General features: G+C 62.9%; 22 protein-coding genes and 2 tRNA genes. 15 read left to right on the forward strand and 9 right to left on the reverse strand.

Annotation, left to right across the window (positions count from 1 at the left end; translation table 11 throughout):
* Nucleotides 1-6 precede the first annotated feature (6 nt).
* A complete protein-coding gene (locus Q8L25_RS04405; protein WP_308923725.1) occupies nt 7-420 on the forward strand; it encodes a hypothetical protein in 414 nt (137 codons plus the stop codon).
* Nucleotides 421-429: 9 nt separating this feature from the next.
* On the opposite strand, the gene yegQ is transcribed toward Q8L25_RS04405, so the two are convergent.
* Complete coding sequence (gene yegQ, locus Q8L25_RS04410) at nt 430-1,785, reverse strand: tRNA 5-hydroxyuridine modification protein YegQ (RefSeq protein ID WP_308923726.1); 1,356 nt, start codon at nt 1,783-1,785, stop codon at nt 430-432.
* A 175-nt stretch (nt 1,786-1,960) separates the two neighbouring features.
* Between yegQ and Q8L25_RS04415 the strand changes: the two genes are divergently transcribed.
* The 4 genes from Q8L25_RS04415 to Q8L25_RS04430 all read left to right on the forward strand — a co-directional run bounded on the left by Q8L25_RS04415 (nt 1,961) and on the right by Q8L25_RS04430 (nt 9,137).
* Nucleotides 1,961-2,449, forward strand: a complete 489-nt coding sequence (locus Q8L25_RS04415; RefSeq protein ID WP_308923727.1) for a sigma-70 family RNA polymerase sigma factor — start codon at nt 1,961-1,963, stop codon at nt 2,447-2,449.
* Complete coding sequence (locus Q8L25_RS04420; RefSeq protein WP_308923728.1) at nt 2,440-3,408, forward strand: FecR domain-containing protein; 969 nt, start codon at nt 2,440-2,442, stop codon at nt 3,406-3,408. The genes Q8L25_RS04415 and Q8L25_RS04420 overlap by 10 nt, the downstream gene beginning before the upstream one ends.
* A gap of 76 nt (nt 3,409-3,484) precedes the next feature.
* Nucleotides 3,485-6,325, forward strand: a complete 2,841-nt coding sequence (locus Q8L25_RS04425) for a TonB-dependent receptor plug domain-containing protein (protein WP_308923729.1) — start codon at nt 3,485-3,487, stop codon at nt 6,323-6,325.
* Between the two features lies 1 nt (nt 6,326).
* On the forward strand, nt 6,327-9,137 hold the full coding sequence (locus tag Q8L25_RS04430) for an insulinase family protein (RefSeq protein WP_308923730.1): 2,811 nt from the start codon (nt 6,327-6,329) through the stop codon (nt 9,135-9,137).
* Nucleotides 9,138-9,201: 64 nt separating this feature from the next.
* Here Q8L25_RS04430 and Q8L25_RS04435 read toward each other — a convergent pair whose 3' ends face one another.
* Nucleotides 9,202-10,629, reverse strand: a complete 1,428-nt coding sequence (locus Q8L25_RS04435) for a sugar porter family MFS transporter (protein ID WP_308923731.1) — start codon at nt 10,627-10,629, stop codon at nt 9,202-9,204.
* A gap of 204 nt (nt 10,630-10,833) precedes the next feature.
* On the opposite strand from Q8L25_RS04435, the gene Q8L25_RS04440 reads away from it, so the two are divergent.
* The gene (locus Q8L25_RS04440; protein WP_308923732.1) at nt 10,834-11,499 is read left to right on the forward strand and encodes a hypothetical protein; all 666 of its coding nucleotides are present in this window, start codon (nt 10,834-10,836) and stop codon (nt 11,497-11,499) included.
* A gap of 120 nt (nt 11,500-11,619) precedes the next feature.
* Here Q8L25_RS04440 and Q8L25_RS04445 read toward each other — a convergent pair whose 3' ends face one another.
* Together Q8L25_RS04445 and Q8L25_RS04450 are read right to left on the reverse strand one after the other, a co-directional pair.
* Entirely contained in the window at nt 11,620-12,069 is a 450-nt protein-coding gene (locus Q8L25_RS04445) for an SLATT domain-containing protein (RefSeq protein ID WP_308923733.1), read from the reverse strand.
* Between the two features lie 347 nt (nt 12,070-12,416).
* A tRNA-Phe gene (locus tag Q8L25_RS04450) sits at nt 12,417-12,492 on the reverse strand.
* 164 nt (nt 12,493-12,656) lie between these two features.
* Here Q8L25_RS04450 and Q8L25_RS04455 point away from each other — a divergent pair.
* Complete coding sequence (locus Q8L25_RS04455; RefSeq protein ID WP_308923734.1) at nt 12,657-13,382, forward strand: hypothetical protein; 726 nt, start codon at nt 12,657-12,659, stop codon at nt 13,380-13,382.
* A 6-nt stretch (nt 13,383-13,388) separates the two neighbouring features.
* On the opposite strand, the gene Q8L25_RS04460 is transcribed toward Q8L25_RS04455, so the two are convergent.
* The 3 genes from Q8L25_RS04460 to Q8L25_RS04470 form a co-directional block, all read right to left on the reverse strand.
* Nucleotides 13,389-13,796 carry a hypothetical protein gene (locus Q8L25_RS04460; RefSeq protein ID WP_308923735.1) on the reverse strand — a complete coding sequence of 136 codons (408 nt, stop codon included), beginning with the start codon at nt 13,794-13,796 and terminating at the stop codon, nt 13,389-13,391.
* Between the two features lie 82 nt (nt 13,797-13,878).
* Nucleotides 13,879-16,185, reverse strand: coding sequence for a S9 family peptidase (locus tag Q8L25_RS04465; protein ID WP_308923736.1), 2,307 nt, complete (start codon nt 16,183-16,185; stop codon nt 13,879-13,881).
* A 94-nt stretch (nt 16,186-16,279) separates the two neighbouring features.
* Complete coding sequence (locus Q8L25_RS04470; protein ID WP_308923737.1) at nt 16,280-18,577, reverse strand: EAL domain-containing protein; 2,298 nt, start codon at nt 18,575-18,577, stop codon at nt 16,280-16,282.
* A gap of 147 nt (nt 18,578-18,724) precedes the next feature.
* On the opposite strand from Q8L25_RS04470, the gene Q8L25_RS04475 reads away from it, so the two are divergent.
* On the forward strand, nt 18,725-19,135 hold the full coding sequence (locus tag Q8L25_RS04475) for a hypothetical protein (RefSeq protein ID WP_308923738.1): 411 nt from the start codon (nt 18,725-18,727) through the stop codon (nt 19,133-19,135).
* Nucleotides 19,136-19,286: 151 nt separating this feature from the next.
* On the opposite strand, the gene Q8L25_RS04480 is transcribed toward Q8L25_RS04475, so the two are convergent.
* The gene (locus Q8L25_RS04480; protein ID WP_308923739.1) at nt 19,287-19,598 is read right to left on the reverse strand and encodes a PsiF family protein; all 312 of its coding nucleotides are present in this window, start codon (nt 19,596-19,598) and stop codon (nt 19,287-19,289) included.
* Nucleotides 19,599-19,811: 213 nt separating this feature from the next.
* Between Q8L25_RS04480 and Q8L25_RS04485 the strand changes: the two genes are divergently transcribed.
* Nucleotides 19,812-20,351 (forward strand): DUF2058 domain-containing protein, encoded by a 540-nt coding sequence (locus Q8L25_RS04485; RefSeq protein ID WP_308923740.1) that lies wholly within the window; start codon nt 19,812-19,814, stop codon nt 20,349-20,351.
* Between the two features lie 111 nt (nt 20,352-20,462).
* Here Q8L25_RS04485 and Q8L25_RS04490 read toward each other — a convergent pair.
* A tRNA-Phe gene (locus Q8L25_RS04490) sits at nt 20,463-20,538 on the reverse strand.
* Between the two features lie 273 nt (nt 20,539-20,811).
* Here Q8L25_RS04490 and Q8L25_RS04495 point away from each other — a divergent pair.
* The 6 genes from Q8L25_RS04495 to Q8L25_RS04520 all read left to right on the forward strand — a co-directional run bounded on the left by Q8L25_RS04495 (nt 20,812) and on the right by Q8L25_RS04520 (nt 26,852).
* Complete coding sequence (locus tag Q8L25_RS04495) at nt 20,812-21,741, forward strand: TIGR03571 family LLM class oxidoreductase (protein WP_308923741.1); 930 nt, start codon at nt 20,812-20,814, stop codon at nt 21,739-21,741.
* A gap of 67 nt (nt 21,742-21,808) precedes the next feature.
* Nucleotides 21,809-23,035, forward strand: coding sequence for an FAD-dependent monooxygenase (locus tag Q8L25_RS04500; RefSeq protein WP_308923742.1), 1,227 nt, complete (start codon nt 21,809-21,811; stop codon nt 23,033-23,035).
* Between the two features lie 72 nt (nt 23,036-23,107).
* Nucleotides 23,108-23,833: a DsbC family protein gene (locus tag Q8L25_RS04505; RefSeq protein ID WP_308923743.1), complete on the forward strand. Its 726-nt coding sequence runs from the start codon at nt 23,108-23,110 to the stop codon at nt 23,831-23,833.
* Nucleotides 23,834-23,960: 127 nt separating this feature from the next.
* Nucleotides 23,961-24,425 (forward strand): 2Fe-2S iron-sulfur cluster-binding protein, encoded by a 465-nt coding sequence (locus tag Q8L25_RS04510; RefSeq protein ID WP_308923744.1) that lies wholly within the window; start codon nt 23,961-23,963, stop codon nt 24,423-24,425.
* Nucleotides 24,422-24,994, forward strand: a complete 573-nt coding sequence (locus Q8L25_RS04515; protein WP_308923745.1) for a nucleotidyltransferase family protein — start codon at nt 24,422-24,424, stop codon at nt 24,992-24,994. The genes Q8L25_RS04510 and Q8L25_RS04515 overlap by 4 nt, the downstream gene beginning before the upstream one ends.
* A 13-nt stretch (nt 24,995-25,007) precedes the next feature.
* A complete protein-coding gene (locus Q8L25_RS04520; protein WP_308923746.1) occupies nt 25,008-26,852 on the forward strand; it encodes a M61 family metallopeptidase in 1,845 nt (614 codons plus the stop codon).
* The last annotated feature ends 89 nt before the right edge of the window (nt 26,853-26,941 follow it).

Consider the following 26,941-nt stretch of genomic DNA (forward strand, 5'->3'; position numbering starts at 1 on the left):
GGCGCCGTGGTATTTCGCTATGTGGAGTTGTCCGGGGAGGAAGCAAGAAAGCTGTTTCCCCGCACAGTCGGCCATGTCTTGTCTTTCAGCCACTGCTTTGCCGTGGATGATGAGCGCGGTGCCGTGCTGGCGTGCCTGGGCGGGAAGGGGAGCCTGGCGCCGGAACGAGACGAACCGCCGACGTTCTACGATCTGCGGTGGGACGGCCACATCTATTCAGCCTGCGCGCATTACAAGACTTCCAAGGATGAGGACGGTTACATCACCACGTTTGACCTTAACCTGGGCATGCCCGCGCCGTTGTGGCACAAGGAAGACGAGGTGCGGGGGCTGTGGCGCGAAGCGCTGCAGGTGCAATACAGCGGCATGAGCAGAAGAGCCCAGCGCGTGCGGGTGAACTTTGTCGGCCACCCCGGCTGAACGTTTTTCTTACAGATAGCGGGCCAGCAGTGCCTTGTCCATTGCCCCATCGAGTTCAATCCGCACGAAGTGCCCGCTGCCCGGCGCCACGGCAATCTCGTCGCCGGCGTCATTGAGCATGCGCGTGATGGCGATATCGCGGTTGCCGGCCGGGTGCATCACTTCGATGCGGTCGCCGACGGCAAAGCGGTTTTTCACGTCGATCCTGGCCCAGCCGTTTTCCACGCTCAGCACGTCGCCCACGTACTGGCTGCGGTCCGCCTCGGACGCGCCGCGCATATAGTTCTGGTGGGTCTGCGTATGGTGGCGCTGGTAGAAACCGTCGGTATAGCCGCGGTTGGCCAGGCCCTGCAGCTGGCCCAGCAGGCTGATGTCGAAGGGCCTGCCGGCGACGGCATCGTCGATCGCCTGGCGATACACTTGCGCCGTGCGCGCCGCGTAGTACAGCGACTTGGTGCGGCCTTCCACTTTCAGCGAGTGCACGCCGATCTTGACCAGGCGCTCGATATGCTCGACGGCGCGCAAATCCTTCGAGTTCATGATGTAGGTGCCGTGCTCGTCTTCCAGGATCGGCATCAGCTGGCCCGGGCGCTGCGCTTCCTCGATCAGATAGGGCTGGTCGGCCAGCGGATGGCGCGGCTGTTGGTGCAGGGCCGAGAAGGAATTGGCCTGTTCCAATGCCTGCTCGAATTTCAGAGGGATCACCTGCATCGCGCCCAGGTCGCCGCTGGCGTCCTCGTTCGCGTTTTTCACTTTGTAGTCCCAGCGGCAGGAATTGGTGCACGTGCCCTGGTTCGGGTCGCGGTGGTTGAAGTAGCCGGATAGCAGGCAGCGGCCCGAATACGCGATGCACAGCGCGCCATGCACGAATACTTCCAGTTCCATTTCCGGGCAGCGCTGGCGGATTTCCTCGATCTCGTCGAGCGACAGTTCGCGCGACAAAATCACGCGCGTCAGGCCCATGCGGTGCCAGAATTTCACGTCGGCCCAGTTGACGGCATTCGCCTGCACCGACAGGTGTACGGGCACGTCCGGCCACTTGTCGCGCACCATCATGATCAGACCGGGGTCGGCCATGATCAGCGCATCGGGGCGCATGGCGATCACCGGTTCCATGTCGCGCAAATAAGTTTTCAGCTTGGCATTGTGGGCGAAGATATTGCTGGCGACAAAGAACTGCTTGCCGCGCGCATGCGCGCCTTCGATGCCTTCCTGCAGCGCCTGCAAGGTGGAAAAGTCGTTATTGCGCACGCGCAGGCTGTAGCGCGGCTGCCCCGCGTAGACGGCGTCGGCGCCATAGTCGAAGGCGGCGTGCATCTTGGCCAGCGAGCCGGCAGGCAGGAGTAATTCGGGAGCGTGGCGCATGGCAGGGATAGGCAAAGCCGGCGATTGTAGGCCGGTGGCGGCGCAAATGCCTTGCCTTGGATCAAGGAATTGCTGTTGCATTTCGTGATCTGCCAGTAACAAATAGTAAAGGAATGCTTGTGACAATTCCACTTTTAAATGATAATGGTTCTCATTTAATGATGGGGGGTGCCGGGTGGAGGTCAGTGTTGAGAGTCTGTATCGTGAGCATCGCGGCTGGCTGAACAGCTGGCTGCGGGCGCGGCTCGGGCATTGCTCGCATCGCGCCGCCGACTTCGTGCAGGACACTTTCGTACGCATCTTGCAGTCCGGCACCAGCGCCGCCGAGATCGTGCAGCCGAAATCCTACCTGGCCACCATCGCGCGCGGCCTGATGGTCGACCACTTCCGCCGCAGCGACCTGGAACAGGCTTACCTGGCGGAACTGGCGCACATGCCGGAAGCGCTGCAGCCTTCGCCCGAGGAGCGCGCCATCCTGCTGGAAACGCTGCTGACGATAGACCGCATGCTGGCCGGGCTGGGGCCGAAAGTACGGCAGGCCTTCTTGCTGGCGCAGATCGACGGCCTCGACTATGCGACAATTGCGCAGGAGCTCGACGTGTCTGTCAGCAGTGTCAAACAATATATGCGAAAGGCCGTCTTGCAATGTCTGCAATGTCTTTAAGCACTACGGACGTCGAAGACCTGCACCTGGAAGCGGCGGCGGAATGGTTTGTTTCGCTGGCGGAGGAGGGCGGCGCCGAAGCGCTGCGCCGCTGGCAGCAGTGGCATGACGCGGCGCCGGCGCACCAGCAGGCATGGGCAAAAGTCGAGCGTCTGCAAAGCCTGCTGGCCGGCGCGCCGTTGCAGGCGGCCCATATTCTGCGCACGCCTGTGCGCGAATCCCGCAAAAGCAAACCCGAACGGAAATCGCGGCGCCAGCTGATGGCTTGCATCGGCGTGGCCTTTACCACCGGCATGGGCTGGGCCTTGCTGCCGGCCGCACCCGAGCGCGCGCCGATCCGCTGGCTGGCCAGCGCGCGCGGCGAGCGCCGCCTGGTAACCCTGCCGGACGGCGGCCGTGCCTGGCTCGGCTCCAACACGCGCGTGGGTCTGGACTATGATGCGCACCGCCGCGATATCTACCTGGCCCAGGGCGTGCTGCAGCTCACCACCGGCAGCGATGCACAGCAACGTCCGCTACGCATCGTCTCGCGCGATGGCGTGGTGCGGCCGCTGGGCACGCGTTTGACCATCAGCCAGTTTGCCGCGCACACCATGCTGACGGTGCAGCAGCATGCGGCCCAGGTGCAAACGCCCGGCGGACCGGTGGTGACGGTGCAGGCCGGACAGCGCGTGCGCTTTGCCAGCACCGGCTGCGGCCGGGTGCAGCTGTCGCCGGTCGCCGACGATGCCTGGACCCGTGGCCTGCTGATGGCGCTCGATACGCCCCTGCCAGAATTTGCCGCTCAGTTCGCCCTGTATTCTGGGCAGGCGGTCGAGGTGGCGCCGGCGCTGGCCAGCCGCCGTGTTTCCGGCACTTACCAGATCGATGCGGCGGAACGCTCGCTCTATACCCTGGCCGATGTGCTGGCCATCCGCGCGGAACGCACGGCAGCGGGCTGGCGGCTGCGGCCCCGTTAAAATATTTTTTACTATCGACTGTCCTTTTTCGATATTGCTTCGGCCTACAGATAAGCCCATTATTTGTAGACGAAAAATGACTCTTGTTGCCGATAGCGCTGTCCCCGTTTCTTTTCCTGTACGCAAACTGCGTCCCCTGCTGGCCGCGCTGTTAAGCGCTGGCGTCATCCTGCCCGTTCTTGCCGCCGACGCGCCGCCGCGCCCGGCGCCGGCGAAAACCTATGCGCTGGGCTCTGCTCCGCTGGCCGATGTGCTGAACCGCTTTGCCGCCGAATCCGGTGTCATCCTGGTGTTTGACGCCGCCTTGCTGCAGGGTCTGCAGTCGCGTGGATTGCAAGGCAAATACGATGTGCCGTCGGGCTTCCAGGCCCTGCTGGCCGATTCCCGATTTGAAGTCGTGATGGGGGCCTCGGGCGGCTATATCCTGCGCGCCCGTCCTGTTCCAGCCGCTGTGCGCGACGAGCGTTCGGCGGCCGAAAAGCGGCCGGCGCACACGCTGTCGGAAATTACCGTCGAAGCAAAGACGCTGCCGACGGTCGAGCGCATGGACCGTGAAATGATCCGCAACATGCCGGCCATTAACGGCGACATGACCAGCCAGCTGAAACTGAACCCGAACATCCAGTACGCCGAAACGTCGCTGGCGTCGGCCACCGGCGGCGAAATCGCGCCGGCCGAGATCAGCATCCATGGCGCCAAGCCGTACCAGAATGAAATCCTGGTCGACGGCATCTCAATTTCCAACGATATCGATCCGGGCAACAAGATCACCACCACCAGCGTCGACCAGATACCGGGCGGCTCGCAGGCGCTGGCCATCGACAGCAGCATCTTGTGCGAGATCGATGTCAAGGATTCCAATGTCTCGGCCGAGTATGGCCGTTTTACCGGCGGCGTGGTCAGCGCTACCGTCTGTTCTGCACGCAAGAAGTTTGGCGGCAATGTCTCGGTGGGCTACAGCTCCTCCAGCTGGAGCAAGCTGTTCATCGATCCGGCCCGCCAGGAAGAATTCGAAGACTCGGCGAATGCCGATCTGCAGCCGCATTTCAAGAAATGGACATATAAAACCACGGTGGAAGCGCGGCCCAGCGACAGCTGGGGCGTGCTGATGAACGTGGTGCGCCGCAAATCCGAGATTCCGCTCAAGCGTTTCAATACCGAAAACGCCGGCACCACCGCCAGCCGCGAAGTCACGCAGACCCGGCAGCAAGATACCATGCTGCTCAAGGCCGACTACTCGCCGGCCGACAGCCGCCACAAGGGCGAAGTGACGGTGGTGTATGCGCCGTCGTCGAATACCTATTTCATGGAAAACTACCGCGACAGCAATTACACCATCGATAGCGGCGGTCTGAATCTGAGCGGCAAGTGGGAATCGCGCTACGACTTGGCCAGGCTGACGCACCAGGTATCGTATTCCAAGAACGAGCAGTCGCGCCGCAGCGATGCCGATTATTACCGCGCCTGGCGCTGGTCGACCGACAAGAACTGGGGCGACCCGACTGGCAGCACCAATCCGACCAGTGGCGAGGGCGCGCGCGGCGATATCGACCAGGAAATACAAACCATGCAGTACAAGTTCCGTGCCGCATTCGAGCCGTTCAACCTGGGCCAGACCCGGCATCGCGCCACGGCGGGCGCAGAACTGCGCCACCAGGAAGCCAATTACGAACGCCTGAAAGACCATTTTTACTATCTGACGCCAGCCAATTTGCCGACCACCGGCGCCGCCTCGCGCTGCACCCTGCCCGACGGCACGGTCGATACGGAAGCGTGCTCGGTCACCAGGACACCGCGCCAGAACGCAGGCCAGTATTTCGGCCGCCTGATGACCTATCACGCGGGCAAGTTTGATATTGAAAGCAATTCCTGGGCCGCCTATGCGGAAGACGAGGCGACCTGGCGCAACCTGACCCTGCGCGTCGGCGTGCGCGGCGACAAGGACAGCCTGGCCGGCGGCACCAATTTCGCGCCGCGCCTGAAATTGGGCTGGCAGGTGACGGACCCCTTGTACCTCGATGTCGGCGCCAACCGCTATTACGGCCGCAACCTGTTTGCCTATGCGCTGCAGGAAAAAGCCAATACCCTGCTGACGACGCAAACGCGCACCAACAACCTGGCCTGGGGCGCGGCCACCACCAGCAAGCCCCTGAACCGCCTGGAAGACATGAAGTCGCCGTATGACGACGAGCTGACCGCTGGCGTCACCTATGACTCGGACTTGCTGGCCGGCCCCTTGAGCCTGCGATTCACGCATCGTAACGGCAAGGACCAGGTGGTGCGCCTGGTACGCTCGGGCCAGACCGATTGCAACAGCAACAGCTGCTATATTTTCAGCAATGACGGCGGCAGCGACACCAAGGACATCACGCTCAGCTGGTCCAATGCGCGCGCCTTCAAGATCGGCGACGTGGCCAACCGCATGTGGATCGCGGTGAACAAGAGTGATGTCAAATCCAACTATGCGACCTATGCGGAAAACTACGGTTCGGCGATGTTGCGCGACGACCTGATCCGCTACGACTGCAAGGTGATCCGGTATTCGGAGCAACCTGCCGAGAACTACAACCGTCCCTGGACCTTGCGCATCGGCGCCATGAGCACCTGGCCTGCGCATAGCCTGACCGTCAGCAATATTTTGCGCATGCGCGGTGGCTACGAGAAAATTTTGCGTAACGGCACCTTCGTCCACGAAGGCGCGACCTTGGAAAACTACGAGAAGACCCGCTTGCCCCAGTCGAATGCCATCGATACCGTTGTGAACTGGAATCCGCGTGTGTACCGCAACCAGCGCCTCGATGTGAAACTGACCATCGAAAACATCACCAATGAAAAAAACAAGATGACGGTCAACGACACCTATGCCAGCTACGAACGGGGCCGCACCTTCGCGCTGGAGATCGGCTATGGTTTCTAACATGATGACTACGCGCAAAAAACTGCAGGGCATCGCTTTCTTTACCCTGTGCATCGCCATCGTGGCGCCAGCGATGGCCGCCACCGTTGAATCGTTCCGCTGGGACAGCCAGGTGCAGCGCGGTCAGCTGGCCAACGGCCTGACGTATTACATCGTCGACAGCGCCAGCGCCGCAGACCCGCAAGCGAGCAAGCAAGTGTCGCTGCAACTGCTGGTGCGCGTCGGCTCGCTCGATGAAAAGGACGATCAGTCCGGCGTGGCGCACATGGTCGAACATATGGTGTTTCAAACCACCAAGGCCCATCCGGAAGGCTTGAAGACCCATATGGAAAGCCTGGGCTGGCGCATCGGCTCGCACTACAACGCGCAGACCAATTTCGAGCGCACCCTGTATTACCTGACGGCGCCGCCCGGCCGTGTCGACGCGGGCCTGGGCGTGCTGGCCGAGATCGCCGGCGGCGCGCTGATACCGGCCGACGGCCTGGAGCGCGAGCGCCAGATCATCCTCGAAGAATGGCGCACCAAGCTGGGTGTGCGTGAACGGATGGACCGCCAGCGCCGCGCCATGCTGCGCGAGGGTTCGCTGTACCCGCAACGCCCGACCATCGGCACGGAAGCGAGCATCCGCCAGCAGCCGGTGGACAATTTGCGCAAGTTCTACAGCGACTGGTACCGCCCCGGCAATATGGCCCTGCTAATCGTCGGCAAGGTCGATGCTGCCGCCCTGAAACCTGCCATCGAACGTTACTTTGGCGGCCTGGTGCCGGCCGCTTTGCCGCAACGTAATGCGCCCGATCCCGTGCTGCGCGACCAGCTGCGCATCACGCGCCTGCAGGATGCGGAAAGCGGCACCAGCCAGGTTGGCTGGGTCACGCGTTTCACGGTCGACAAGCGCCAGGATGAAGCCGGCCTGCGCGAGCGCATCATCGACCGCATCGCCGAGCGCAGCCTGCGTGCGCTGGTGCGCGAGTCCGCCGACAGCCTGCCGGCCGGCGTTTCCTCGCTGACCGTCAGCAAGGGCGAGCTCGGCGAATCGACGGCCTCGCTGGGCTTTGCCTCCAGCGTGGCGGTCGACGCCCACCGGGCCGCCATGGAACAGATCCTGCTGGTGCAGGAACGCCTGCGCCGCAATGGGCTGAACGTAGCCGATATCGAGCGCGAAATTGCCGATGTGCGCCGCCTGAACGACAAGGGCCCGGCGCAGCAGGCCGCGCGCGACTTCAACGGCTGGCTGCAGATGCTGGGTGCCGCCGTGGAGGGCGAGCGCATCATGCAGGACCCGCTGCAAAAACAGGCGCAGATCAGCCGCATCCTGGCTGGCTTGAGCCCGGCCGATATCAACGCGCGTGCCCTGCAATGGGTCAATGCGCCCGACCGCGCGCTGTTCATGCTGGCGCCGGGCCTGAGCCCCTTGAGCCTGCCATCGAAAGAAGACGTGCTGGCCACGCAGCAAAAAATTGCCACGGCACCGCTGCCGGCCCTGCTGAAGGCGGAGCCAGTGACCACCGTGGCCAGCATGCCGCGGCTGTCGTCCAGTGGCGACATCGTGCGACAGGATGAGCTCGGCAATGGCGTGCAGCGCTGGACCCTGGACAATGGCGATGTGCTGGTCTGGCACGCCACGCCGGAAGACAGCACGATGCGCTTTGCCGCCCATGCGCTGGCCGGCTACCGCATGCCGGGCGCGCCGTCGTGGCAGTGGCAGCTGGCGGCCCAGCTGGGCCGCGACGCCGACCTGTCCGGCCAAGCGCCGGGCGAGCTCGATCGCTGGGCAAGCGAGCGCAAGGTCAAGCTGTCGCAGCAGCAAAGCCCGATCCAGCTCGGCTACACCGCGCAAGTCGCGCCCGCGCAGCTGGAAGACCTGCTGCGCCTGTATGCGGCGCGCCAGCTGCAAAGCGAGATTGGCCTTGAGGCGCTCACCAGCGTGGGCCAGCAACTGGCACGCCAGGCGGCGCGCCGCCCGGACAGCGCCGGCGAACGCGCGGGCCGCGAAATGAGCGTGCTGCGCTATGGCGAGCTGCCGCTGGACGGCTATCCCGATGCCGGCGCCCTGAAGCAATTGATGACGGAACAGGGTTTGCAGACGGTGCGCGGACAATGGCTGCAGCTGCGCCGCCAGCCGGTGACGTATTTTGTCAGCGGACCGCTGGACGCGGCCCAGGTCAGGGAACTGGCCGAGCGCTACCTGGCCGGCATTCCGCGCCAGGCCGCCGCGCAGGCGCCAACCGCGCTGGCGCAGCGCAAGGGCTACCGCGAAAGCCGCCTGGCCATCAGTGTCGAGCCGCAAGGCAGCGTGCGCGCCGAAGGCAGCCAGGACATGGAATGGACGCCCGAGCGCGCCATGCGCACGGCGATTCTGTCGCGCATCATCTACCGCAGCCTGCGCCAGGAACTGCGCGAAAAAGAAGCCGGCATCTACCGCCTCAACTACAAGCTGAGCCTGGACCCGCACAACCATGCCAACAGCGAACTGTCGTTCACGGCCGCGCCGGAACGCCTGGACGCCTTGTGGTCATCGGCCAAACGCGTGCTCGAACGCCTGCCTGCGCAACTGGACACGGCCATGCTGAAGGAAGAAATCGCCAAGATGCGCAGCGACGAGTCGAAACGGGTGGCGGACAGCACCACCCAGTTCAACCGCTTGCAACTGAGCTACACGCAATTTGGCGACGCCCGCTACCTGGCGGACAGCAAGCAACTGGCCGGTACGTTGACGCCCGAGAGCATGCGCGCGTTTGCGCAGGAGTTCAGGCTGGCGCAGGATATGGCGGTGGTGAAGGTGTTGCCGAAGAAGGCAGAGAAGGGGAGTTGATGCCGCATAAAACGCCAACCTGTACAGGGTTGGCGTTTTTTTGGAAACACCGTTCAATTCCTGTTCAAGCCGGCTTGCCCAGCTCCTTCTCCAAAAACTTCTCCAGCGCCTCCAGCGATTTGCCCTTGGTTTCGGGCAGGCAGGTGGCGACAAAGATCAGCGACAGCACATTGATGCCGGCAAACACAAAGAAGGTGGCGCTGCCGAACTGCGCCATGGCGATCGGGAACAGCAGCGCTACCAGGCCGTTGAATACCCACTGGCAGGCCACGGCCGTGCCAGTCAGCACGCCGCGCAGGTGCATCGGGAACAGTTCCGACATCAGCAGCCAGTACACGGGTGAAATCAGCATCTGCATGAACAGCAAAAAGCACAGGATGCAGGCCAGCGCTGCGTAGCTTTTCATGAGGCCCTCGGGCATGAACAGCAGCACGGCGCCCAGCGCGGCCTGGGTGGCGATCACGAAACCGAGGCCGGTGATCAGCATGGAGCGGCGCCCGTGCTTGCCGATCAGCCAGATGCCGATAAAGGTCGCGACCAGCGCCACCACGCCGTTGCCGATGGTGGCGGTCAGAGCCGCATTGGTACCGAGGCCGGTTGATTTGAGAATGATGGGCGTGAAATACATGAAGGCGTTGACGCCGGTAAATTGGGCCACGAAACCGAGGCCGATACCGATCCACAACAATTTCCGTATCCATGGCGTACCGAGCACGGCGGACCAGCCAGTCTGTTCATGCTCGATCTTGTTAAGCTTGACCATCTCGTCCAGTTCGAGCTCGATCTGCTTGTCGCTCGAACGGATCTGTTCCAGCACGGCGCGCGCTTCCTTCATGCGGTTCTTGCTGGCCAGCCAGCGCGGCGAGGCGGGCACGAACAGCATGCCCAGTCCCAGCAGGATGGCCGGCACGGCGGCGATCGCCAGCATATAACGCCAGACGTGCGGCGAACCGGAAAAATGCGCCAGCGCCGCGTTGAGGATATACGCGATCAGTTGTCCACCGACGATCATCAATTCGTTCTGGCTGACCAGCCTGGCGCGCCGGCTGGGGCCTGCCATCTCGGCGATAAATACCGGCACCGTCGACGAGGCGCCGCCGACGGCAATGCCCAGCACGAAGCGCATGACGACCATGATCGCCACCGACGGCGCCAGGGTGGTGCCAAGCACGCCGATCAGGAACACCAGCGCCAGGCCCAGCAAGGTTGTGCGGCGGCCGTATTTGTCCGACAGCGTGCCGGCCATCAATGAACCGATGGCGGCGCCGAACACCAGCGCCGACGTGACAACACCCTCCGTGACCGGGGTCAGGCCAAGGCCGCCCTCGGCCAGCGGCGTGCTCATGAAGGGCAGCGCGCCCGAGATCACGCCGGTGTCGTAGCCGAAGGCCAGCGCGCCCATGGTGGCGGCGATGGCGACCTTGAATACAAAGCGGCTCTCCTTGGTGTCGGGCGGCGTCGCCGTGGCGGACGGTTGTGTAGTGGAAAGCATGAATCGAGATCCTTCTGGAATGATGTGGCTGAAGCCCGCGTGACCAGAGAGGCGGCGTTGACAATCTCAGCATTAATGTTGTGCAGAATAAATGAAATTGCCGTGGGTGACAGTTAGTTGCCGGACATAAACGCCCTGCGGAGCCATCCGGACCCAGCCGATTCTGTACACTGCATCGTATCGACAATCAGTGGCGAGGCCGCAATGCGCAATATCGATTTCAGTTCCTGGGAAGCCGCCATGACCACCATCATCGGCCTGGCCGTCTTTACCTTGCTGGGGGTGGGCATCCGCATGCTGATGATGCAGACCATCCAGCAACGCCGCGAACGGATGAACCGGCAGATCAATGAGCGCGTGAAAACGTTGATGGCGGCCTACCGCACCCTGGGCGGCTCGTTTACCGGGCAACTGACGGTCGATCCGACCCACCTGCGCGACCTGCGCGAGCGCGCGCTAGCGGGTGGGGAAGGGCAGTACGACATCGGAACGACCAGTTCCGAGCGTGCCCGCCGCATCCGCGATGCGGTCGAAGCGGCGCTGGCGGACATATTGCTGCTCGGTACCGAAGAACACTGCCGGCTGGCCGGACAGGCAGCGGCCGACCTGGCGGCGGGCCGCCCCATCCATACTGCCGAACTGGTGATCAGCCTGCGCAGCTTTATCCGCAGCGCGCTCGACCTGGGGCCGATGCCGGACGATGTGCTGATCCCGTTGCAGGGACCGACGCGCACGCAGGGGAGTGCGGGACGGGGGAAGGGCGATGGGGACAAATCGGGGAATAACGGTGGAGGTGGCGGCAATGGCGGCGGTGGCATAGGCATGGACACCGCGCACGGGGCGGACGCCGTGCCGCCACATGCGACTTGAAGGCAGGAAGATAGACTTGAAATACAAGCGCCAATATGCATGGGTTGGCGTTTTGCTTTGCTTATCAATTTTTGGTGCTTCGAGGCAGAACTGAATCAAGGACGGATATTGGCTAAATCACTATGATTTCTGGCGAAGCTCTTGCCATTTCTTGTTGTAGTCAGCAAGAATGGTTTGGTATTCATCAAATATCTTGGCCAAGATAAGTCCCTCGTTTTTCTCGAAATCCTGGCCCCGTTCAATGAAATCCAATTGTGCCTCCAGCGCACGGAGACGACCATAAATTTCGGCATTCAAGTGCCATGACTGCTGCGGAGAAAAAAAAGCTCCAAAAGCGGCGATTACAGTACACAGTGCACCCAGAACCAGAACTATATTGCTGGCAGCAAAATCTGGAAGGAGCGTCAATTTTAGGCCTGAGACTATGGTAATCAACGCTGACAGGACAACGGCAACTGATTGATAACGATAGTGTCGCCATCGATACCATTGAACAGATAATTCAAGATGGCCAAGGCGCTCATGCATTTGACGGTGAAGATATTCACGCTGGGTTTCTGTGTCATTCATCAGAGTAATCCCCATATCAGAACGTATGTTTATAACAAAACAGAGGCTTGATTTCATCCGTGACATATTTTCAACTGTTTGGCATGCACAGTATCACTGCGACTTTACAGACTAACCCATCGGGCAAAATGGTATCGTCTTAAATACAGCCGTGTGATACTGCTCAATGCGGTATGGGCGGAACCTTCGTTTGCTTGAGGTGCGTTGTCCGCCATGGATGGAAGCGAGCGGAAGACGAAGAGTTCGCTAGTAAAACCAATACGTGCAATACAGCGAACACTAGAATTATGAATCCTGAAAACGAAACGCCCACTGCATGAGTGGGCGTTTCGTTTTCAGACTGTTCTTGGTGGCCCGGGGCGGAATCGAACCACCGACACAAGGATTTTCAATCCTCTGCTCTACCGACTGAGCTACCAGGCCAAGGCGGCGAATTATAGCAGAAAGAGTTTCTACCTGACCAGTGCATCCTGTGTTCAAATGCAACAGATGGCCAAAACATGGTGTTTTGGCATCCTTGTACGACCTGAAGGGATGCGACGATGCAGTTACGTTGTGGTGTGCGATGCCTGGCTGCGGCCGGGTTGATGAGTGTGATTTGCGGGACGGTGCGGGCCGATGGGCTCGATGACCTGAAGACGGCGCTGGCGAAATTGCAGGGGCAGTCGCCCGTGAAAGCGCAGGTGGAGTCAAAGACCTGGCGCCGGGAGGGCGAGGGCAAGGACGCCGAGGAGGATAGCGGCCAGGCCAGCGTGGTGGTCGACAGCGGCGCGGCGGGATTGCAGGTGTTGTACAGCAAGGAGTTGCTGGCGAAAGTGGAGGCCGAGCAGCGCGCAAAAGTGAAAGACCCGAAGGCGAAGACCTCGACCGACTTCGCGCTGGGCGAACTGAAGGGGACGGAATTGCGCGCCATGGTGTCGGCGGCGGGCGCCTTGTCGCGTGAGTTGGACGAGGCCGTGTTCAGCGGCGAGAAGATGGACAGCTACAAGGGCAAGCCGGCGCGCAAGCTGAGCTTTAGCTTGTCGATCGACAAGGTGCCCGAAAAAGACCGCAAGTACGTGAAAAAGTTCGATGGCGGCATCGATGTGTGGATCGCGGCCGATGGCACGCCGCTGGGCAGCAGTTTCCGCGTCGATGTCAGCGGCCGCGCCTTTGTGGTGGTCAGCTTCGCGCAGAAGACGGACGAGACGCGCCAGTATGGCGTTTCTGGCGACCATCTGCTGTTGCTGCGCAAGGAAAGCCGGCACGCGATCTCGGGTGCGGGCGAGAAAGTGGAAACCAAACTCGTCAAGACCTTGCAGCTGCAGTCCTGACGCGCTTTACATGATCGGGGCGATACCCTTGTTCAGCACGCAGCGGCCCGCCTCGCAGGTCGCACCGGGGTCGGTAACGATGGCGCATGTGCACATCATGCCGTCCGCCTGCTGCAGCTTGCGGCTGGCCTCGGCCTGCGCCTGGACCAGCGCCGTCAATTGCTTGCCGTCGCTGCTCTTGTTCGACCACGCCAGGTAGCGCTCGGGGCCGCCGCAGGCCTTGGCGCCGATGGCGATGGTCTCGCATTGTTTGGGCGCGTCGCAGGCGGCGTCGCCGACTTCCTTCTTGATCTGTTTGGCCAGGCTGGCGCTGCCCGGCGCCGGTGCCGGCGTGGCCGTGGGGGCGCTGCCGCAGGCAGTGATGATCAGCATGACAAGGCTGGCGCAGGCGGCGCGCAGCAGGGTGGGGAGCATAGGGGTTTTCATCGTTGCATGATGTGCCAGAGTCGATGGCGTGGCAAGCGCGATTTGCTAACCCCAAACGTGACCCCCGCCCTTATTTCAACGTCCGCTGGAACAGCTGGTAGATGCGGCGGTACTCGTCATACCACGCTTCCGGCTGCACGAAGCCGTGGCGTTCCATCGGGTAGCTGGCCATTTCCCAGTTGTCCTTTTTCAGCTCGATCAGGCGCTGCGACAGGCGTACCGAGTCCTGGTAGAACACGTTGTCGTCGATCATGCCGTGCGCGATCAGCAGGTTGCCTTTCAGCTGCTCGGCGTATTCGATCGGCGACGAGATTTTATAGGCTTGTGGATCGACTTCGGGCGTGTTCAGGATATTGGCCGTGTATTCGTGGTTGTACGTCGTCCAGTCGGTCACGGGGCGCAGCGCGGCGCCGTACTTGAACAGCTCGGGCGCGCGCATCAGGGCCATCAGGCTCATGAAGCCGCCATAGCTGCCGCCGTAGATGCCCACGTTGTTGATATCTCCCTGGTGCTGCGCCGCCAGCCAGTGCGCGCCATCGATGAAGTCCTCCAGTTCCGGGTGGCCCATCTGGCGGTAGATGGCGGTGCGCCAGGCGCTGCCATAGCCCATCGAGGCGCGGTAGTCGACATCGAGCACGATGTAACCCTGTTCGACCAGCAGGTTGTGGAACATCTGCTCGCGGAAATACACCGGGTAGCGCTCGGTGACGTTCTGCAGATAGCCGGCGCCGTGCGCGAACATCACGATCGGATAGCGCTTGCCCGCTTCCAGCTGCGCCGGGCGATACAGCTTGGCCCAGATCGGCGCCGCGCCATGCGTGGACGGCACTTGCACCAGTTGCGGCATGACCCAGTTGCGCGCCTTGAAGGCGTCGCTGCGTGTATCGGTCAGGATATTGGCCTTGCCGCCTGCGGCAGGCACGGTGGCCAGCTGCGCCGGCAGGTAGCTGGCCGAATAGCGCACCAGCAGCTTGCCCGCATCGGGCGACAGGGCAAAGCTTTCCACGCCTTTCAACGATGTCACCTCGCGCGCGCCGCCGTCCTTCGCGGTCGATGCGCACACTTCATAGATACCTGGCTGCTGCGGGTTGCACAGGAAATAGGCACGCGCGCCGTCGCGGGTCCATTCCACATTGCTCACTTCCCAGTTGCCGTGGGTGAGGGCGCGCGCGGGCGCGGCACCCGTCTTGGCATACAGATGGGCGTAGCCGCTTTCCTCGGACAAATACCACAGGGTGGCGCTGTCGGGCAGCCAGCCGAATTCGTCGGCGCGGCGGTTGACCCAGGCCGCGTCGCTGATGCGGTGCATCGGCACCAGCGCGGCGTTGGCCAGATCGACGGTGGCCAGCCAGCGGTCCTTGTTGTCGACGGCGCGCACGCGCACTGCCGCTTGCGCGCCGTCGGCGCTCCACACGATGCCGTCGCGCAAGGCGTCCACGCGTACCGGACGGTTGCCTTTCAGGGGCGGCAGTTTCTGCTCGGCGCGCAAGGCGGCCAGTCTCAAGGTTTGCGCGATCGGCATGTTGCGGCCCACGCGCGTGCGTTCATCGTCCGCTTCCGGGTAGCCAGTTTCGGTCACATAGCGCGCCAGTTTGCCCAGCTTGCCCTTTTCGGCCCCCTTGTCCTGCGTGACGAACAGCAGCCAGCGTCCGTCCGGCGACAGCACGCTGCCGGAAATCGTGACCTTGTCTCCCAAATAGATCGGCTCGGGCGCGCGTGTGGCGTCCAGGCGGCGCTCTTCCTTGCGGCGTTCCAGGCTGGTCTCGCGGTTCTCTTTCTGGCGCGCCAGGTTGACGATCAAACGCAGCTGCAGTTCGCGCTGGCTGTCCGCCTCGGGCTTGGCGTCCGGGTCCTTGGCCGCGCGCAGCAGCGCCACCGGCGCGCTCAGGCGGTCAAGCCGGTTCCAGCTATGCCAGTCGTCGCCGCTGCGGTATTGCACCGCTGCGCCGTCGCTGGAATACTGCGGGTCGCTGATGGCCGGCACGCCGCGCGTGATCTGCGTCAGCACGCCGCTTTTGAGGTCGCGTTCGAACAAATCGCCATTGCGCAGCAGGATGGCGCGCTTGCCGTCGCGCCGGTAGACCATCTGCTCGCCATCGAGATTGGCCAGCTGCGCGTCGGCCACCGGCTTGCCGCTATTGAGCGCGGCGCCGGCGCCGGCCAGCTGATAGATGTCGCGCAAAGGAGAACCGAGGCGTTTTTGCTTGTAATAGACCTGGCCATTCCAGCCCCACCACGCCGTTTCGACGGGCGTGCCGATCCAGTCGGGATCGGCCATGGCCTGGTCCAGCGAAATCGGCGTCGGTGCGGTAGTGGGGGCGGCATGGGCGAAGGAGCCGGCAAGGGCGGACAATAGCAGGGGAAGTACCAGACGCATTGGAGATCGCTTGGACAGGAAGTGAAAGGCGGCAGAGCCGGGCCGGAAGCCCGGTATTCTAGCGAAAGGGTTTCGCTAGGGAAATGGCGGAAAATCAAGAAGGCCGTTGCGTCAGCCAGTCGATCAAGTCTTCCAGGGGCATCGGCCGTGCATACAGATAGCCCTGCAAGCCGTCGCAGTCGTGGGCCACCAGGAAGTCGGCCTGCTGCTGCGTTTCCACGCCTTCGGCCACCACCCGCAAGCCCAGGTGGCCGGCCATGCCGAGGATGGCTTGCACGATGGCCGTGCCGCGCGTGTCGTGCGGGGTGGCGTCGACAAAGCTTTTGTCGATCTTGAGTTCGTACAGCGGCATCGAGGTCAGGTAGGCCAGGCTGGAATAGCCGGTGCCGAAATCGTCGATGGAAAAACGGATGCCCAGCGCGGCCAGTTCGCGCATGCGCGCCAGCGCCGCGTCGCGCTTGTCGACCAGCAGCCCTTCCGTCAATTCCAGCACCAGGGCCCCGGCCGGCGCACCCGACTCGCTCAGGGCCGCGCGCACGCGGGCCGCGAAATCGGGCTGGCGGAACTGGGCCGGGCTGACATTGACCGACAGCGCGAAGTGGTGGCCGGCCTGCGCCAGCCGCACCGCGGCCTGGCAAGCCTGCTGCAGCGCCCAGTTGCCCAGCTTGAGGATCAGGCCGGTTTCTTCGGCGATCGGGATAAACAGCGACGGCGCGATCATGCTGCCGTCCGCCTGCGGCCAGCGCATCAGCATTTCGGCGCCCGTCACCTGGCCGTGGCGGTCCAGCTGCGGCTGCACGTGCATGCGTAATTCGCCCGCGTCGAGCGCGCGCGCCAGCGCCCGTTCCATGGTCAGGCGGCGTTCCACGCCAGCCTGCATGGCCACTTCAAAAAAGGCAATGCCGTTGCGCCCTTCGGCCTTGGCGCGGTACATGGCGATGTCGGCCTCGCGCAGCAGATCGTGCGCCTTCTGGCCAGTCTTGGGCAGCAGGGTGACGCCGATGCTGGCCGAGCAGTGATACGACTGGGCGCCGATCTCGAAGTCGCACGCGATCGCGGCGCGGATTTTTTCCGCCACCAGGCCCGCCGCCTGGGCCGCGCTGTCCATGTCGTTGGCCAGGTGGGCCAGCAGCACCACGAATTCATCGCCACCGATGCGCGCCACCGTGTCGGCCTTGCGCATCAGCTGCGCCAGACGTTCGCCCGCCATGCGCAGCAGCGCGTCGCCGGTGGCGTGGCCGCGCGCGTCGTTGATGTACTTGAAGTGATCGAGGTCGATGAACATCAGCGCGCTGATGCCATGTTCGCGCGGCGCCGCCGCCAGCAGCTGGCCGATGCGGTCCATCAGCAGGCGCCGGTTCGGCAGCCCCGTCAGCACGTCATAAAAGGCCAGCTGGTGGATGTCCTGTTCCGACTTCTTGCGCTGGCCGATCTCGCGCTCGACGGCCACCCAGTGCGTGGGCGCGCCGCCGGCATCGGCAAACGGCACCAGTTCGGCCTCGATCCAGTAGGCGCGCCCGCCGCTGGTGTAGTTCAGCAGTTCGGTGCGCACCGGCTGCGACTGGCCCATGGCGTCGCTGATGCGGGCCAGTTCGGCCGTGTCCGTGTCCGGTCCGCGCTGGAACAGCAGGCTGCGGCCCAGCACGTCGTCGCGCGCGTAGCCGCTGCTGCGCTCAAACGCGTCATTGACGAAGATGATGCGCGTGGTTGGCGGCGTGCCTTGTCCGACTACGGCTTCGGCGATGATCACCATGTCGTTCAGGCGCGCCACCGCCATCGCCGTCAGGCGCAGCTCGGCATTGCGCTGGGCCAGTGCGGCGCTGCTGTGTTCGAGCGACAGCGCGCTGGCGTGCAGGCTGTCCAGCGAGTGCTCGAGGTGGCGCAGCAAGAAGGCCGACGACAAGGTCAGTATGGCGGCGATCAGCAGGAAGTTGAGCGTGACGATCAGTGAGCGCAGCAGCGGCGAATCGGGCACGCCGTGCAGATGCAGGCTGATGTCGGGATGCAGGCCCAGCAGGAACAGCGAGGTGGACGTCAGCACCAGCATCCACAGCGCGGGTTGCAGGCCCAGCAGCAGTGACGCCAGCACCGGGATGGCCAGCAGGTAGATCTGGCTGACCGGGCCGATTTTCAGCAGCAGGCCGACGCCGACGATGTAGATCACGGCCAGGAACTGCCACACGCGCCAGTGGTAGGAGGCACCGCTGCGATACCAGAGGGCGGCGATCCAGGCGATCGACGTCATGTCCAGCGCGACTATCGTCCAGATACCTTCGCGTGCCGCCAGCAGGGCGCTGGGGATGGCGGTAGCGATGCCGAGCAGCAGCACCGCCTGCAGCAGGCGCGCAAAAATCTGTCTGCGCCAATGCGCGAGATCATTCGATACCGCCACGCTGCCGTCCTCTCTCGGGAGTAGTGCTGTGTCGCCGCGCCGTGACGGCCATTGAATAAATATTACGCCTTATCAATCCTCAAGTCATCTTGAACATTCAGCATGGTTGCAGTCAGATAATTCTTGACTTGCCTGCCACGGCCTGCCATGACCATGCCTCCATATTGTTTGGTTTTACAGCGGTATTGTCTTGTCAAATATGCGGTGATGGCAAAAATATGGGTATCCGGATTGCCGCGGCAATGGTCCGGTCTGTCGGCCGGCGAGCAGATGGTGTGTCAATTCGCTACGGCTAATCACTTCCTGCGATGTCTACCCGTGATTTTAAGTCAACTGCTCTTTTTCTTCAGCGCCCTTGGCGCGGCCAATGGCTTCTTCCTGGCATGCTACCTGTTCAGCCGTCGATCCCATCGCCTGGCCAATGGCATGCTGGGCGCGCTGTTATTGGCGATTGGCGTACGTACCTTCAAATCGACCATATACCACTTCAATGCCGATCTCGCCGTCGGATTTCTTCAGGTCGGCCTGTCGGCCTGCCTGCTCATCGGTCCATTGTGAGGTTCGATACCTGGAATTTGCAAAGATGCGTGTGGCCGCAGACCGAAGATTGCCGCTGTAGCCGATTGCAGGCCTGCCAGTTTGCGCATCAGGCCCAGCCATGCGGCTGGGCCGAGCGCCATTTTTTCGAATGCTTATTTCTTCGGCGCGCTTATTTTTTTTGCGCACTCAGGCACGACTTCATGAAGGCCTTGCGCTCGTCGCCCTTCATGTCTTTCGCGTCGGCATTGCACGTCTTCATTTTATTTTGCTGGGCCGTACCCGTGGCGGGCACGGGCTTGGCGCTCAGGCATTCCTTCATGAAGGCCTTGCGTTCGTCGCCTTTCTTGCCGGCGGCATCGGCATTACAGGTGGTCATCTTGTTTTGTTGCGCCGTCTTGGCGGCCGGGGCCGCATCTTGCGCGACGGCAAACCCTGCGCTGGCAAACGAGGCGGCGATACAAAGAGCAATCAGTTGTTTCATGGCAGTTCCTTGCAAGAAGGCGGTTGAGTGAGTGCGGCTTGAGTGTGCGTATCAATATGCGGTACGTAACTAACTATATGACATTTATCAACAACTTTGGCATGGAAGTCGGCCTTCTTGTCTCTTTTTTGTGAGCGGGCGGTTTTGTCCTGCGCTATGCTTACGTCTTTCCGCCGGTCACCGCCGACGCATCTTCAATACGGAGTAGTAATCATGGTCTCGTTGCAAGAGCAGTTTTTAAAGGCCGGCCTGGTCGACAAGAAAAAGGTCAAGCTGGCCAACCAGGACAAGAGCAAGCAAAAGAAGGATGAGCGCAAGAGCGGCACGCAAAGCGTCGACGAAGTGCGCCTCGCCGCACTGGAAACCCAGCGCAAGAACGCCGAGCGCGCGCGTGAACTGAACGCTCAGCGCGACGCGGCCGCCAACCAGAAAGCCATCATCGCGCAGATCGCGCAGATGGTGCAGAAGAACCGCCAGAGCAAGGGCAACCACGCCGAAGTGCCGTACAACTTCACCTTCAACAACAAGATTGAACGCATCTACGTCACGCCGGCCGTGCAAGGCCATCTGGTGGCAGGGCGCCTGGTGATCGTCTGCCTGGCGGGCGCGGTGGAACTGGTGCCGCGCATTATTGCCGACAAGATCGCCGAGCGCGACCCGGCCATCGTTGTGCGCGTCAAGCAGGCCAGTACGCAAGTGGAAGAGGATGATCCGTATGCGGCGTTCCAGATTCCTGATGATTTGATGTGGTAACTGGCAGTCGCCAACGCCTGTGCCCCCGGCATAGGCGCTGGGCCAGCAAGTGGAGCGCCAAACGCAAAAACGCCACCCGAAGGTGGCGTTTTTGAAAGTAAAACCAATTCTTGGTGGCCCGGGGCGGAATCGAACCACCGACACAAGGATTTTCAATCCTCTGCTCTACCGACTGAGCTACCAGGCCAAGGTGGCGAATTATAGCAGACCAAAACATGAATGCAAGAGCCGGCGGCGATTTCGCCTGTTTTTTTATGCGGCAGCGCATTTCATTGCATCCAAGTCAAATATGAATTGATATAAACGGTATTTTTCTCAATAAAAGATGGGTGCATAGTGCGGTGATCGGCACCGCTGCCATTGGCAGGGACCTTGCACCATCATCCATGGAGAAAAATCGCATGAACGCCCCATCACCGCACCACGCCGGCCAGGACACATCGACTGCAGAGGCATCGGCATGAGCGCCCTGCACAAGCTGGGGCAACAGGGCTTGAGCATCGGCCTGGAACTGCCGCTCGATAATGACTGGTCGTCGATCGGGCGCCAGGCCAATGCGGCCTCCAGCCGCGTGCCGGGCGAGCCGGACCTGCGGCGCCACGCGCAGCTGGCCAGGCTGGCCGACCGCCTCGGTTTTCGCGCGCTGTGGCTGCGCGACGTGCCTTTGTACGACCCGTCGTTCGGCGACGCGGCGCAGGTGTTCGAGGTGTTTACCTATCTGGGCTACCTGGCCGGCATCACCGAGCATATCTTGCTGGGCACTGCCGCCGTGGTGCTGCCGCTGCGCGAGCCGGTGCTGACCCTGAAGGCGGCCGCCAGCGTCGACCAGTTGAGCGGCGGGCGCTTGCTGCTGGGCGTGGCCAGCGGCGACCGGCCGGTGGAATATCCGGTATTCGGGCGCGATTTCGAGCAGCGCGGCGCGGCCTTTCGCGAGCAGGTCGCCATGCTGCGCGACTGGGGTACGGCGCACCTGCCGGCCGGCATCCGCTTGCTGCCCCGGCCGGCCACGCGCTTGCCGCTGCTGGTGGCGGGGCTGGCGCAGCAGTCGCCGGCCTGGATCGGCGAGCAGATGGATGGCTGGCTCGCGTATCCGGGCACGCCCGACGACCATGCGCGCCGCGCGGCACAGTGGCGCGCGGTAGCGGGTGAGGGCAAGCCTTATGTCAGCTTTATCCACCTGGACCTGGACCAGGACCCCGCCATGCCGCTGCAGCGTTTCCGCTTCGGCGCCCGCACGGGGCGCGATGGCTTGATTGCGGAACTGGAGGCGATGCGCGAGGCGGGCGTGCGCCATATCGGCTTGCAGTTGCGGCAGAACCGCCGGCCGCTGGACGACACCATGCAGGAAATCGCGCAATATGTGCTCCCCGTGTTTCATGGCACCGCTTGATCCTGAGGTCGCCGCACTGTACTTCCGGACTATCTGAAAGGGCCGGTGCAAACGCTATAATGGCCGCATGAACAGTCCATCCTCCCCCTCCATGCGGCGCTTCATGCACAGCCACAGCGACGTTTGCATCGTCGGCGACGGCGCCATCGCGAAAACCACGGCGCTGGCGTTTGCCCAGGCCGGGCAGAGCGTCACCCTGCTGTGCCCGGCCAGGCCGTCCGCGCCGCTTGATGACGCCAGCTGGGATGTGCGCGTGTTTGCGCTCAATCACACGGCCCACCAGCTGCTGTCGTCCCTGAAGGTATGGGGTGCGCTCGACGCCGCCCGCGTGGCGCCGGTCGACGCCATGCTGGTCAACGGCGACGGCGCGCAGGCGGGGGCGCTGGGCTTCGACGCCTATGGCGCCCACGTGGGCACGCTGGCCTGGATCATCGAAGACCGCAACCTGGGCCAGGCGCTGGACGCGGCCCTGAAATTCGCGCAGAACGTCAACCTGGTGCAGGGCCACGCCACGCGCCTGGAATGGACGGCGGACGCCGCCATCGTGCACCTCGAAGGCGGCGATACCATCACCTCTTCGCTGGTGGTGGGCGCCGACGGCGCGCAGTCGTGGGTGCGCGGCCAGTGCGATATCGGCCTCGATTACCGCCCGTATGGCCAGCGCGGCGTGGTCAGCAACTTCGCCTGCGAAAAGCCGCATCATGGCGCGGCCCATCAGTGGTTTACGGGTGCCGACGGGATTATCGCGCTGCTGCCCTTGCCGGGCGACCGCGTCTCGCTGGTATGGTCGGCGCCCGATGCGCTGGCCGATACCCTGCAGGCCGAATCGGCCGCGCAGCTGGCCGCGCGCCTGTCCGCCTGGTGCCACGACAAGCTGGGCACCCTGACGCCCCTGCAGCCCGAACTGATACGCGCGTTCCCGCTGCGCCTGATCCGTCCGCACGCCATGGTCGCGCCGCGCGTGGCGCTGGTGGGGGACGCCGCTCACGTGGTCCATCCGATGGCGGGCCACGGCATGAACCTCGGTTTTGCCGACGTGGCGCAGCTGGTGAAAACCATCAACGAACGCGAAGCGCACCGCGGCATCGGCGACGAGCGCGTGCTGGCCCGCTATGCGCGCGCGCGCAAGGAAGACGTGATGCTGATGCTGATGGCGACCGATGGCCTGGCGCGCTTGTTCGGCGCCGATCTGGAGCCGCTGCGCGTGGTTCGCAATTTGGGATTAAACTTGCTGGATAAATTGCCGGCGCTGAAGCGGAAAATGATTTCGCATGCGCTCGGCAATCAACGATAACGGAAAGTCTGAGACAAGATCGCCGCGGCTGGAAGGCTGCGGCGATTGTTTTGTGATCAATTGGAGAAGTAAGTGATTAAAATAAGCAAAATGGCATTGCTGGTGACGTCCGGCCTGCTGATGTCGTGCGCCGGCGCCGAGACCCCGGTGGAAGCGACTATCAAGAAGCTGATCGAGCCACGCCTGGGCGAAGGCGCCACGGTCGACTCGATCAAGGAAACGCCGTACGCAGGCCTGTACGAAGTGCGCACCGGCGGCGACATCCTGTACACCGACAAGAATGCGCAATACCTGTTTGTCGGCCACGTGTTCGACGCCAAGACCTCGCAGGACCTGACCAAGGAGCGCCTGGACGAAGTCAACCGCATCAAGTTCTCGGACCTGCCGCTGGGCTCGGCCCTGAAAACCGTCAAGGGCAATGGCAAGCGCGTGATCGCCGTGTTCGAAGATCCGAACTGCGGCTATTGCAAGCGCTTCCGCCAGAACGCGCTGAAGGAAATCGACAACGTCACCGTCTACACCTTCATGTACAACATTCTGTCGCCGGACTCGATCGCCAAGTCGCGCAATATCTGGTGCGCACCGGACCGCAACAAGGCCTGGGACGACTGGATGCTGAACGGTAAAGTGCCGGCCACGGTGGCGGCCAACTGCGCCAACCCGCACGAGAAGATCCTGGCGCTGGGCCAGCAATTGCGCGTCTCGGGCACGCCGGCCATCTTCTTTGCCGACGGCAGCCGCATTCCAGGCGCGATCGATACCAAGACGCTGGAACAGAAACTGTCGACCATCAAGTAAGCAAGGGTCAGCAGGACCGACAGGCGCGCCCTCGCAGGCGCGCTTTTTTTTCGCCATTTTTTCCGCGCTTTTTGGGTATCATGGAGCGTTGGCGCCATGCCATCCCAATAAAGAGCCAGAGCCGCAGATGATCACCTTGAATATCAATGGCCGCGACATGCAGGTCGATGCCGATCCGTCCACGCCGATACTGTGGGCGCTGCGCGACAACCTGAACCTGACCGGCACCAAGTTCGGCTGCGGCGCGGCCCTGTGCGGCGCCTGCACCGTGCACCTGGACGGCCAGCCGATCCGCGCGTGCATCACGCCGATCTCGTCGGTGGGCCGGCAAAAGATCACCACCATCGAAGCGATGGAAAATGACCAGGTAGGCAGAGCAATACAGGCGGCCTGGGTGGGCCACGACGTGCCGCAATGCGGCTACTGTCAAAGCGGCCAGGTGATGAGCGCGACGGCGCTGCTGCGCGCCAACCAGTCGCCCAGCGACGCCGATATCGACAGCGCCATGAGCGGCAATATCTGCCGCTGCGGCACATATCAACGCATCCGCGCCGCCATCAAGGATGCCGCCACCACCCTGGCGCAAGCATGATCGGCATTTTGCTGGCGGCCGGCAGGGGACGGCGTTTCGACCCCTCCGGCGTGCAGAACAAATTGCTGCAGCCGCTGGCCGAAGGGCCATACGCGGGTCAGGCGGTGGTGGCGGCGGCGGCCCGCAACCTGCTGGCCGCGCTGCCGCGCGTGCTGGCCGTGGTGCGCCCGGACGACACGCAGGTGGCGCGCCTGCTCGGGTCCCTGGGCTGCGAGGTGCGCGTCTGCCATGACGCCGATACGGGCATGGCGGCGTCGCTCACTTGCGCCATCGATTACGCGCGCGGCGCGCCGGGCTGGTTGATCGCGCTGGGCGACATGCCGTACGTGGCGCCGGCGACCATCGCCGCCCTGTCGCATGCGATCGGCGACGGGGCGCAGATCGCGGTGCCGGTGTGCCAGGGCCGGCGCGGCAATCCGGTAGCCTTCAGTGCCTTCCACTTGCCGCTGCTGCTGGCGCTGGACGGCGACCAGGGCGCGCGCGCCATCGTGCACAGCCATGTGGCGCGCGAAGTGGTCGTGACCGATAATGGCGTCTTGCGCGACATCGATACGCCAGACGATTTGTAATCACGAGGAAAACATGAAAAAAGCACCAGTCAAAAAAGTCATCGCCAGAGCGCCCGCCGCCGGCATCGTCTATACCATCGCCGCGCTGGACCTGGCCGGCCACCTGTTCCGCGTCAGCCTGACAGTCAGCCAGCCGGCCGCCATCGGCCAGGTGCTGTCGCTGCCGGCCTGGATCCCGGGCAGCTACATGATCCGCGAATTTTCGCGCAATATCGTCAGCATCCGCGCCGAATGCGGCGGCAAGGCCGTGGCGCTGGCCAAGCTCGACAAACACTCATGGCAGGCCGCGCCCTGCGACGGCGCCCTGACGGTCGAATACGACGTGTATGCCTGGGACCTGTCGGTGCGCGCCGCCCACCTGGACCAGAACCACGGCTTTTTCAACGGCACCAGCGTCTTTTTGAGCGTGCTGGGTCAGGAATCCGAACCGCACGAAGTGAACATCGTGCAGCCGAAGGACGCCGCCTGCAGGAACTGGCGCGTGGCCACCACCTTGCCCGAACTGAAAGCCAAGCGCTATGGCTTCGGCAGCTACCAGGCCGCCAATTACGACGAGCTGATCGACCACCCGGTGGAAATGGGCGACTTCGCGCTGGCCACTTTCAAGGCGCATGGCGTGCCGCACGATATCGTCGTCACCGGCAAGGTGCCGAACCTGGACCTCGACCGCTTGTGCCGCGACCTGAAAGCCATCTGCGAAACCCAGATCGCCTTTTTCGAGCCGAAGAGCAAAAAAGCGCCGATGGACCGCTATGTGTTCATGACCATGGCGGTGGGTGACGGCTATGGCGGGCTGGAGCACCGCGCCTCGACCGCGCTGATCTGCGCGCGCGCCGACCTGCCGACCACGGCTTCCACCAGCGCCGAGATCGGCGACGGCTACCTGAAGTTCCTCGGCCTGTGCAGCCACGAGTATTTCCATACCTGGAACGTCAAGCGCATCAAGCCGGCCGCGTTCGCGCCGTACCAGCTGCAGGCGGAAAGCTATACGCCGCTGCTGTGGCTGTTCGAAGGCTTTACCAGCTATTACGATGACCTGATGCTGGTGCGCGCCGGCCTGATCGACGAAGCGGCCTATTTCAAACTGCTGGGCAAGACCGTCAACAGCGTCTTGCGCGGCAGCGGCCGCACCAAGCAGAGCGTGGCCGATTCGAGTTTTGACGCCTGGGGCAAATACTACCGCCAGGACGAAAATGCGCCGAACGCCATCGTCAGCTACTACACCAAGGGTTCGCTGATCGCGCTGGCGCTGGACCTGACCATCCGCAGCAAGTCCGGCGGCGAGCAGTCGCTCGATGACGTGATGCTGGCGCTGTGGCAGCGTTATGGCCGCGATTTCTACCAGGGTAAAGGAAACAGGAAAGGCGAAGGCCGCGGCGTGACGCCGGCCGAGGTCGAGGCGCTGTTCGATGAAATCAGCGGCAGGCGCATGAAACCGTTCTTCGAGCGCTATGTCCGCGGCACCGACGACGTGCCGCTGGCGCGCCTGCTGGCGCCGTTCGGCGTGAAATACAGCGATGCGCGCAAGAGCGAAAAACCGAGCCTGGACGTGAACCTGGCCAGCGACGCGAAACTGGCGCAAATCCACCAAGGCGGCGCCGCCCACCAGGCCGGCCTGTCGGCGGGCGATGTGCTGGTGGCGCTGGACGGCCTGCGCGTGACGGGCAGCAACCTGGACAACCTGCTGTCGCGCTATGCGGTCGGCGCACAGGTGGCCATCCATGCGTTCCGCCGCGACGAGCTGATGACCTTTACGGCCAGCCTGCAAGGCGACCGTGTACCGAATGTCAATTTTGTTATCGTTCCGGCATCGAAAAAATTATCGGCTTTGAAACGGCCAACGGCGCAGATGTTGTAAAAGCTGGTAAATGGCGGGGCAGCGTATCACTGCTATGGCAAGATTGGACCCGCCAGTAGTTTTAATACGGAGTTTCAAGGTACAATTTC

Origin of the sequence: Janthinobacterium sp. J1-1, assembly GCF_030944405.1 — a bacterium.
Taxonomy (GTDB): domain Bacteria; phylum Pseudomonadota; class Gammaproteobacteria; order Burkholderiales; family Burkholderiaceae_D; genus Janthinobacterium.

Coding starts and splice junctions, on each gene's coding strand:
- yegQ (WP_308923726.1), bottom strand. CDS start 1,785: ATGCGCCACGCTCCCGAATTACTCCTGCCTGCCGGCTCGCTGGCCAAG.
- Q8L25_RS04420 (WP_308923728.1), top strand. CDS start 2,440: ATGTCTTTAAGCACTACGGACGTCGAAGACCTGCACCTGGAAGCGGCG.
- Q8L25_RS04425 (WP_308923729.1), top strand. CDS start 3,485: ATGACTCTTGTTGCCGATAGCGCTGTCCCCGTTTCTTTTCCTGTACGC.
- Q8L25_RS04430 (WP_308923730.1), top strand. CDS start 6,327: ATGATGACTACGCGCAAAAAACTGCAGGGCATCGCTTTCTTTACCCTG.
- Q8L25_RS04435 (WP_308923731.1), bottom strand. CDS start 10,629: ATGCTTTCCACTACACAACCGTCCGCCACGGCGACGCCGCCCGACACC.
- Q8L25_RS04440 (WP_308923732.1), top strand. CDS start 10,834: ATGCGCAATATCGATTTCAGTTCCTGGGAAGCCGCCATGACCACCATC.
- Q8L25_RS04445 (WP_308923733.1), bottom strand. CDS start 12,069: ATGAATGACACAGAAACCCAGCGTGAATATCTTCACCGTCAAATGCAT.
- Q8L25_RS04455 (WP_308923734.1), top strand. CDS start 12,657: ATGAGTGTGATTTGCGGGACGGTGCGGGCCGATGGGCTCGATGACCTG.
- Q8L25_RS04460 (WP_308923735.1), bottom strand. CDS start 13,796: ATGCTCCCCACCCTGCTGCGCGCCGCCTGCGCCAGCCTTGTCATGCTG.
- Q8L25_RS04465 (WP_308923736.1), bottom strand. CDS start 16,185: ATGCGTCTGGTACTTCCCCTGCTATTGTCCGCCCTTGCCGGCTCCTTC.
- Q8L25_RS04475 (WP_308923738.1), top strand. CDS start 18,725: ATGACCATGCCTCCATATTGTTTGGTTTTACAGCGGTATTGTCTTGTC.
- Q8L25_RS04480 (WP_308923739.1), bottom strand. CDS start 19,598: ATGAAACAACTGATTGCTCTTTGTATCGCCGCCTCGTTTGCCAGCGCA.
- Q8L25_RS04485 (WP_308923740.1), top strand. CDS start 19,812: ATGGTCTCGTTGCAAGAGCAGTTTTTAAAGGCCGGCCTGGTCGACAAG.
- Q8L25_RS04495 (WP_308923741.1), top strand. CDS start 20,812: ATGAGCGCCCTGCACAAGCTGGGGCAACAGGGCTTGAGCATCGGCCTG.
- Q8L25_RS04500 (WP_308923742.1), top strand. CDS start 21,809: ATGAACAGTCCATCCTCCCCCTCCATGCGGCGCTTCATGCACAGCCAC.
- Q8L25_RS04510 (WP_308923744.1), top strand. CDS start 23,961: ATGATCACCTTGAATATCAATGGCCGCGACATGCAGGTCGATGCCGAT.
- Q8L25_RS04515 (WP_308923745.1), top strand. CDS start 24,422: ATGATCGGCATTTTGCTGGCGGCCGGCAGGGGACGGCGTTTCGACCCC.
- Q8L25_RS04520 (WP_308923746.1), top strand. CDS start 25,008: ATGAAAAAAGCACCAGTCAAAAAAGTCATCGCCAGAGCGCCCGCCGCC.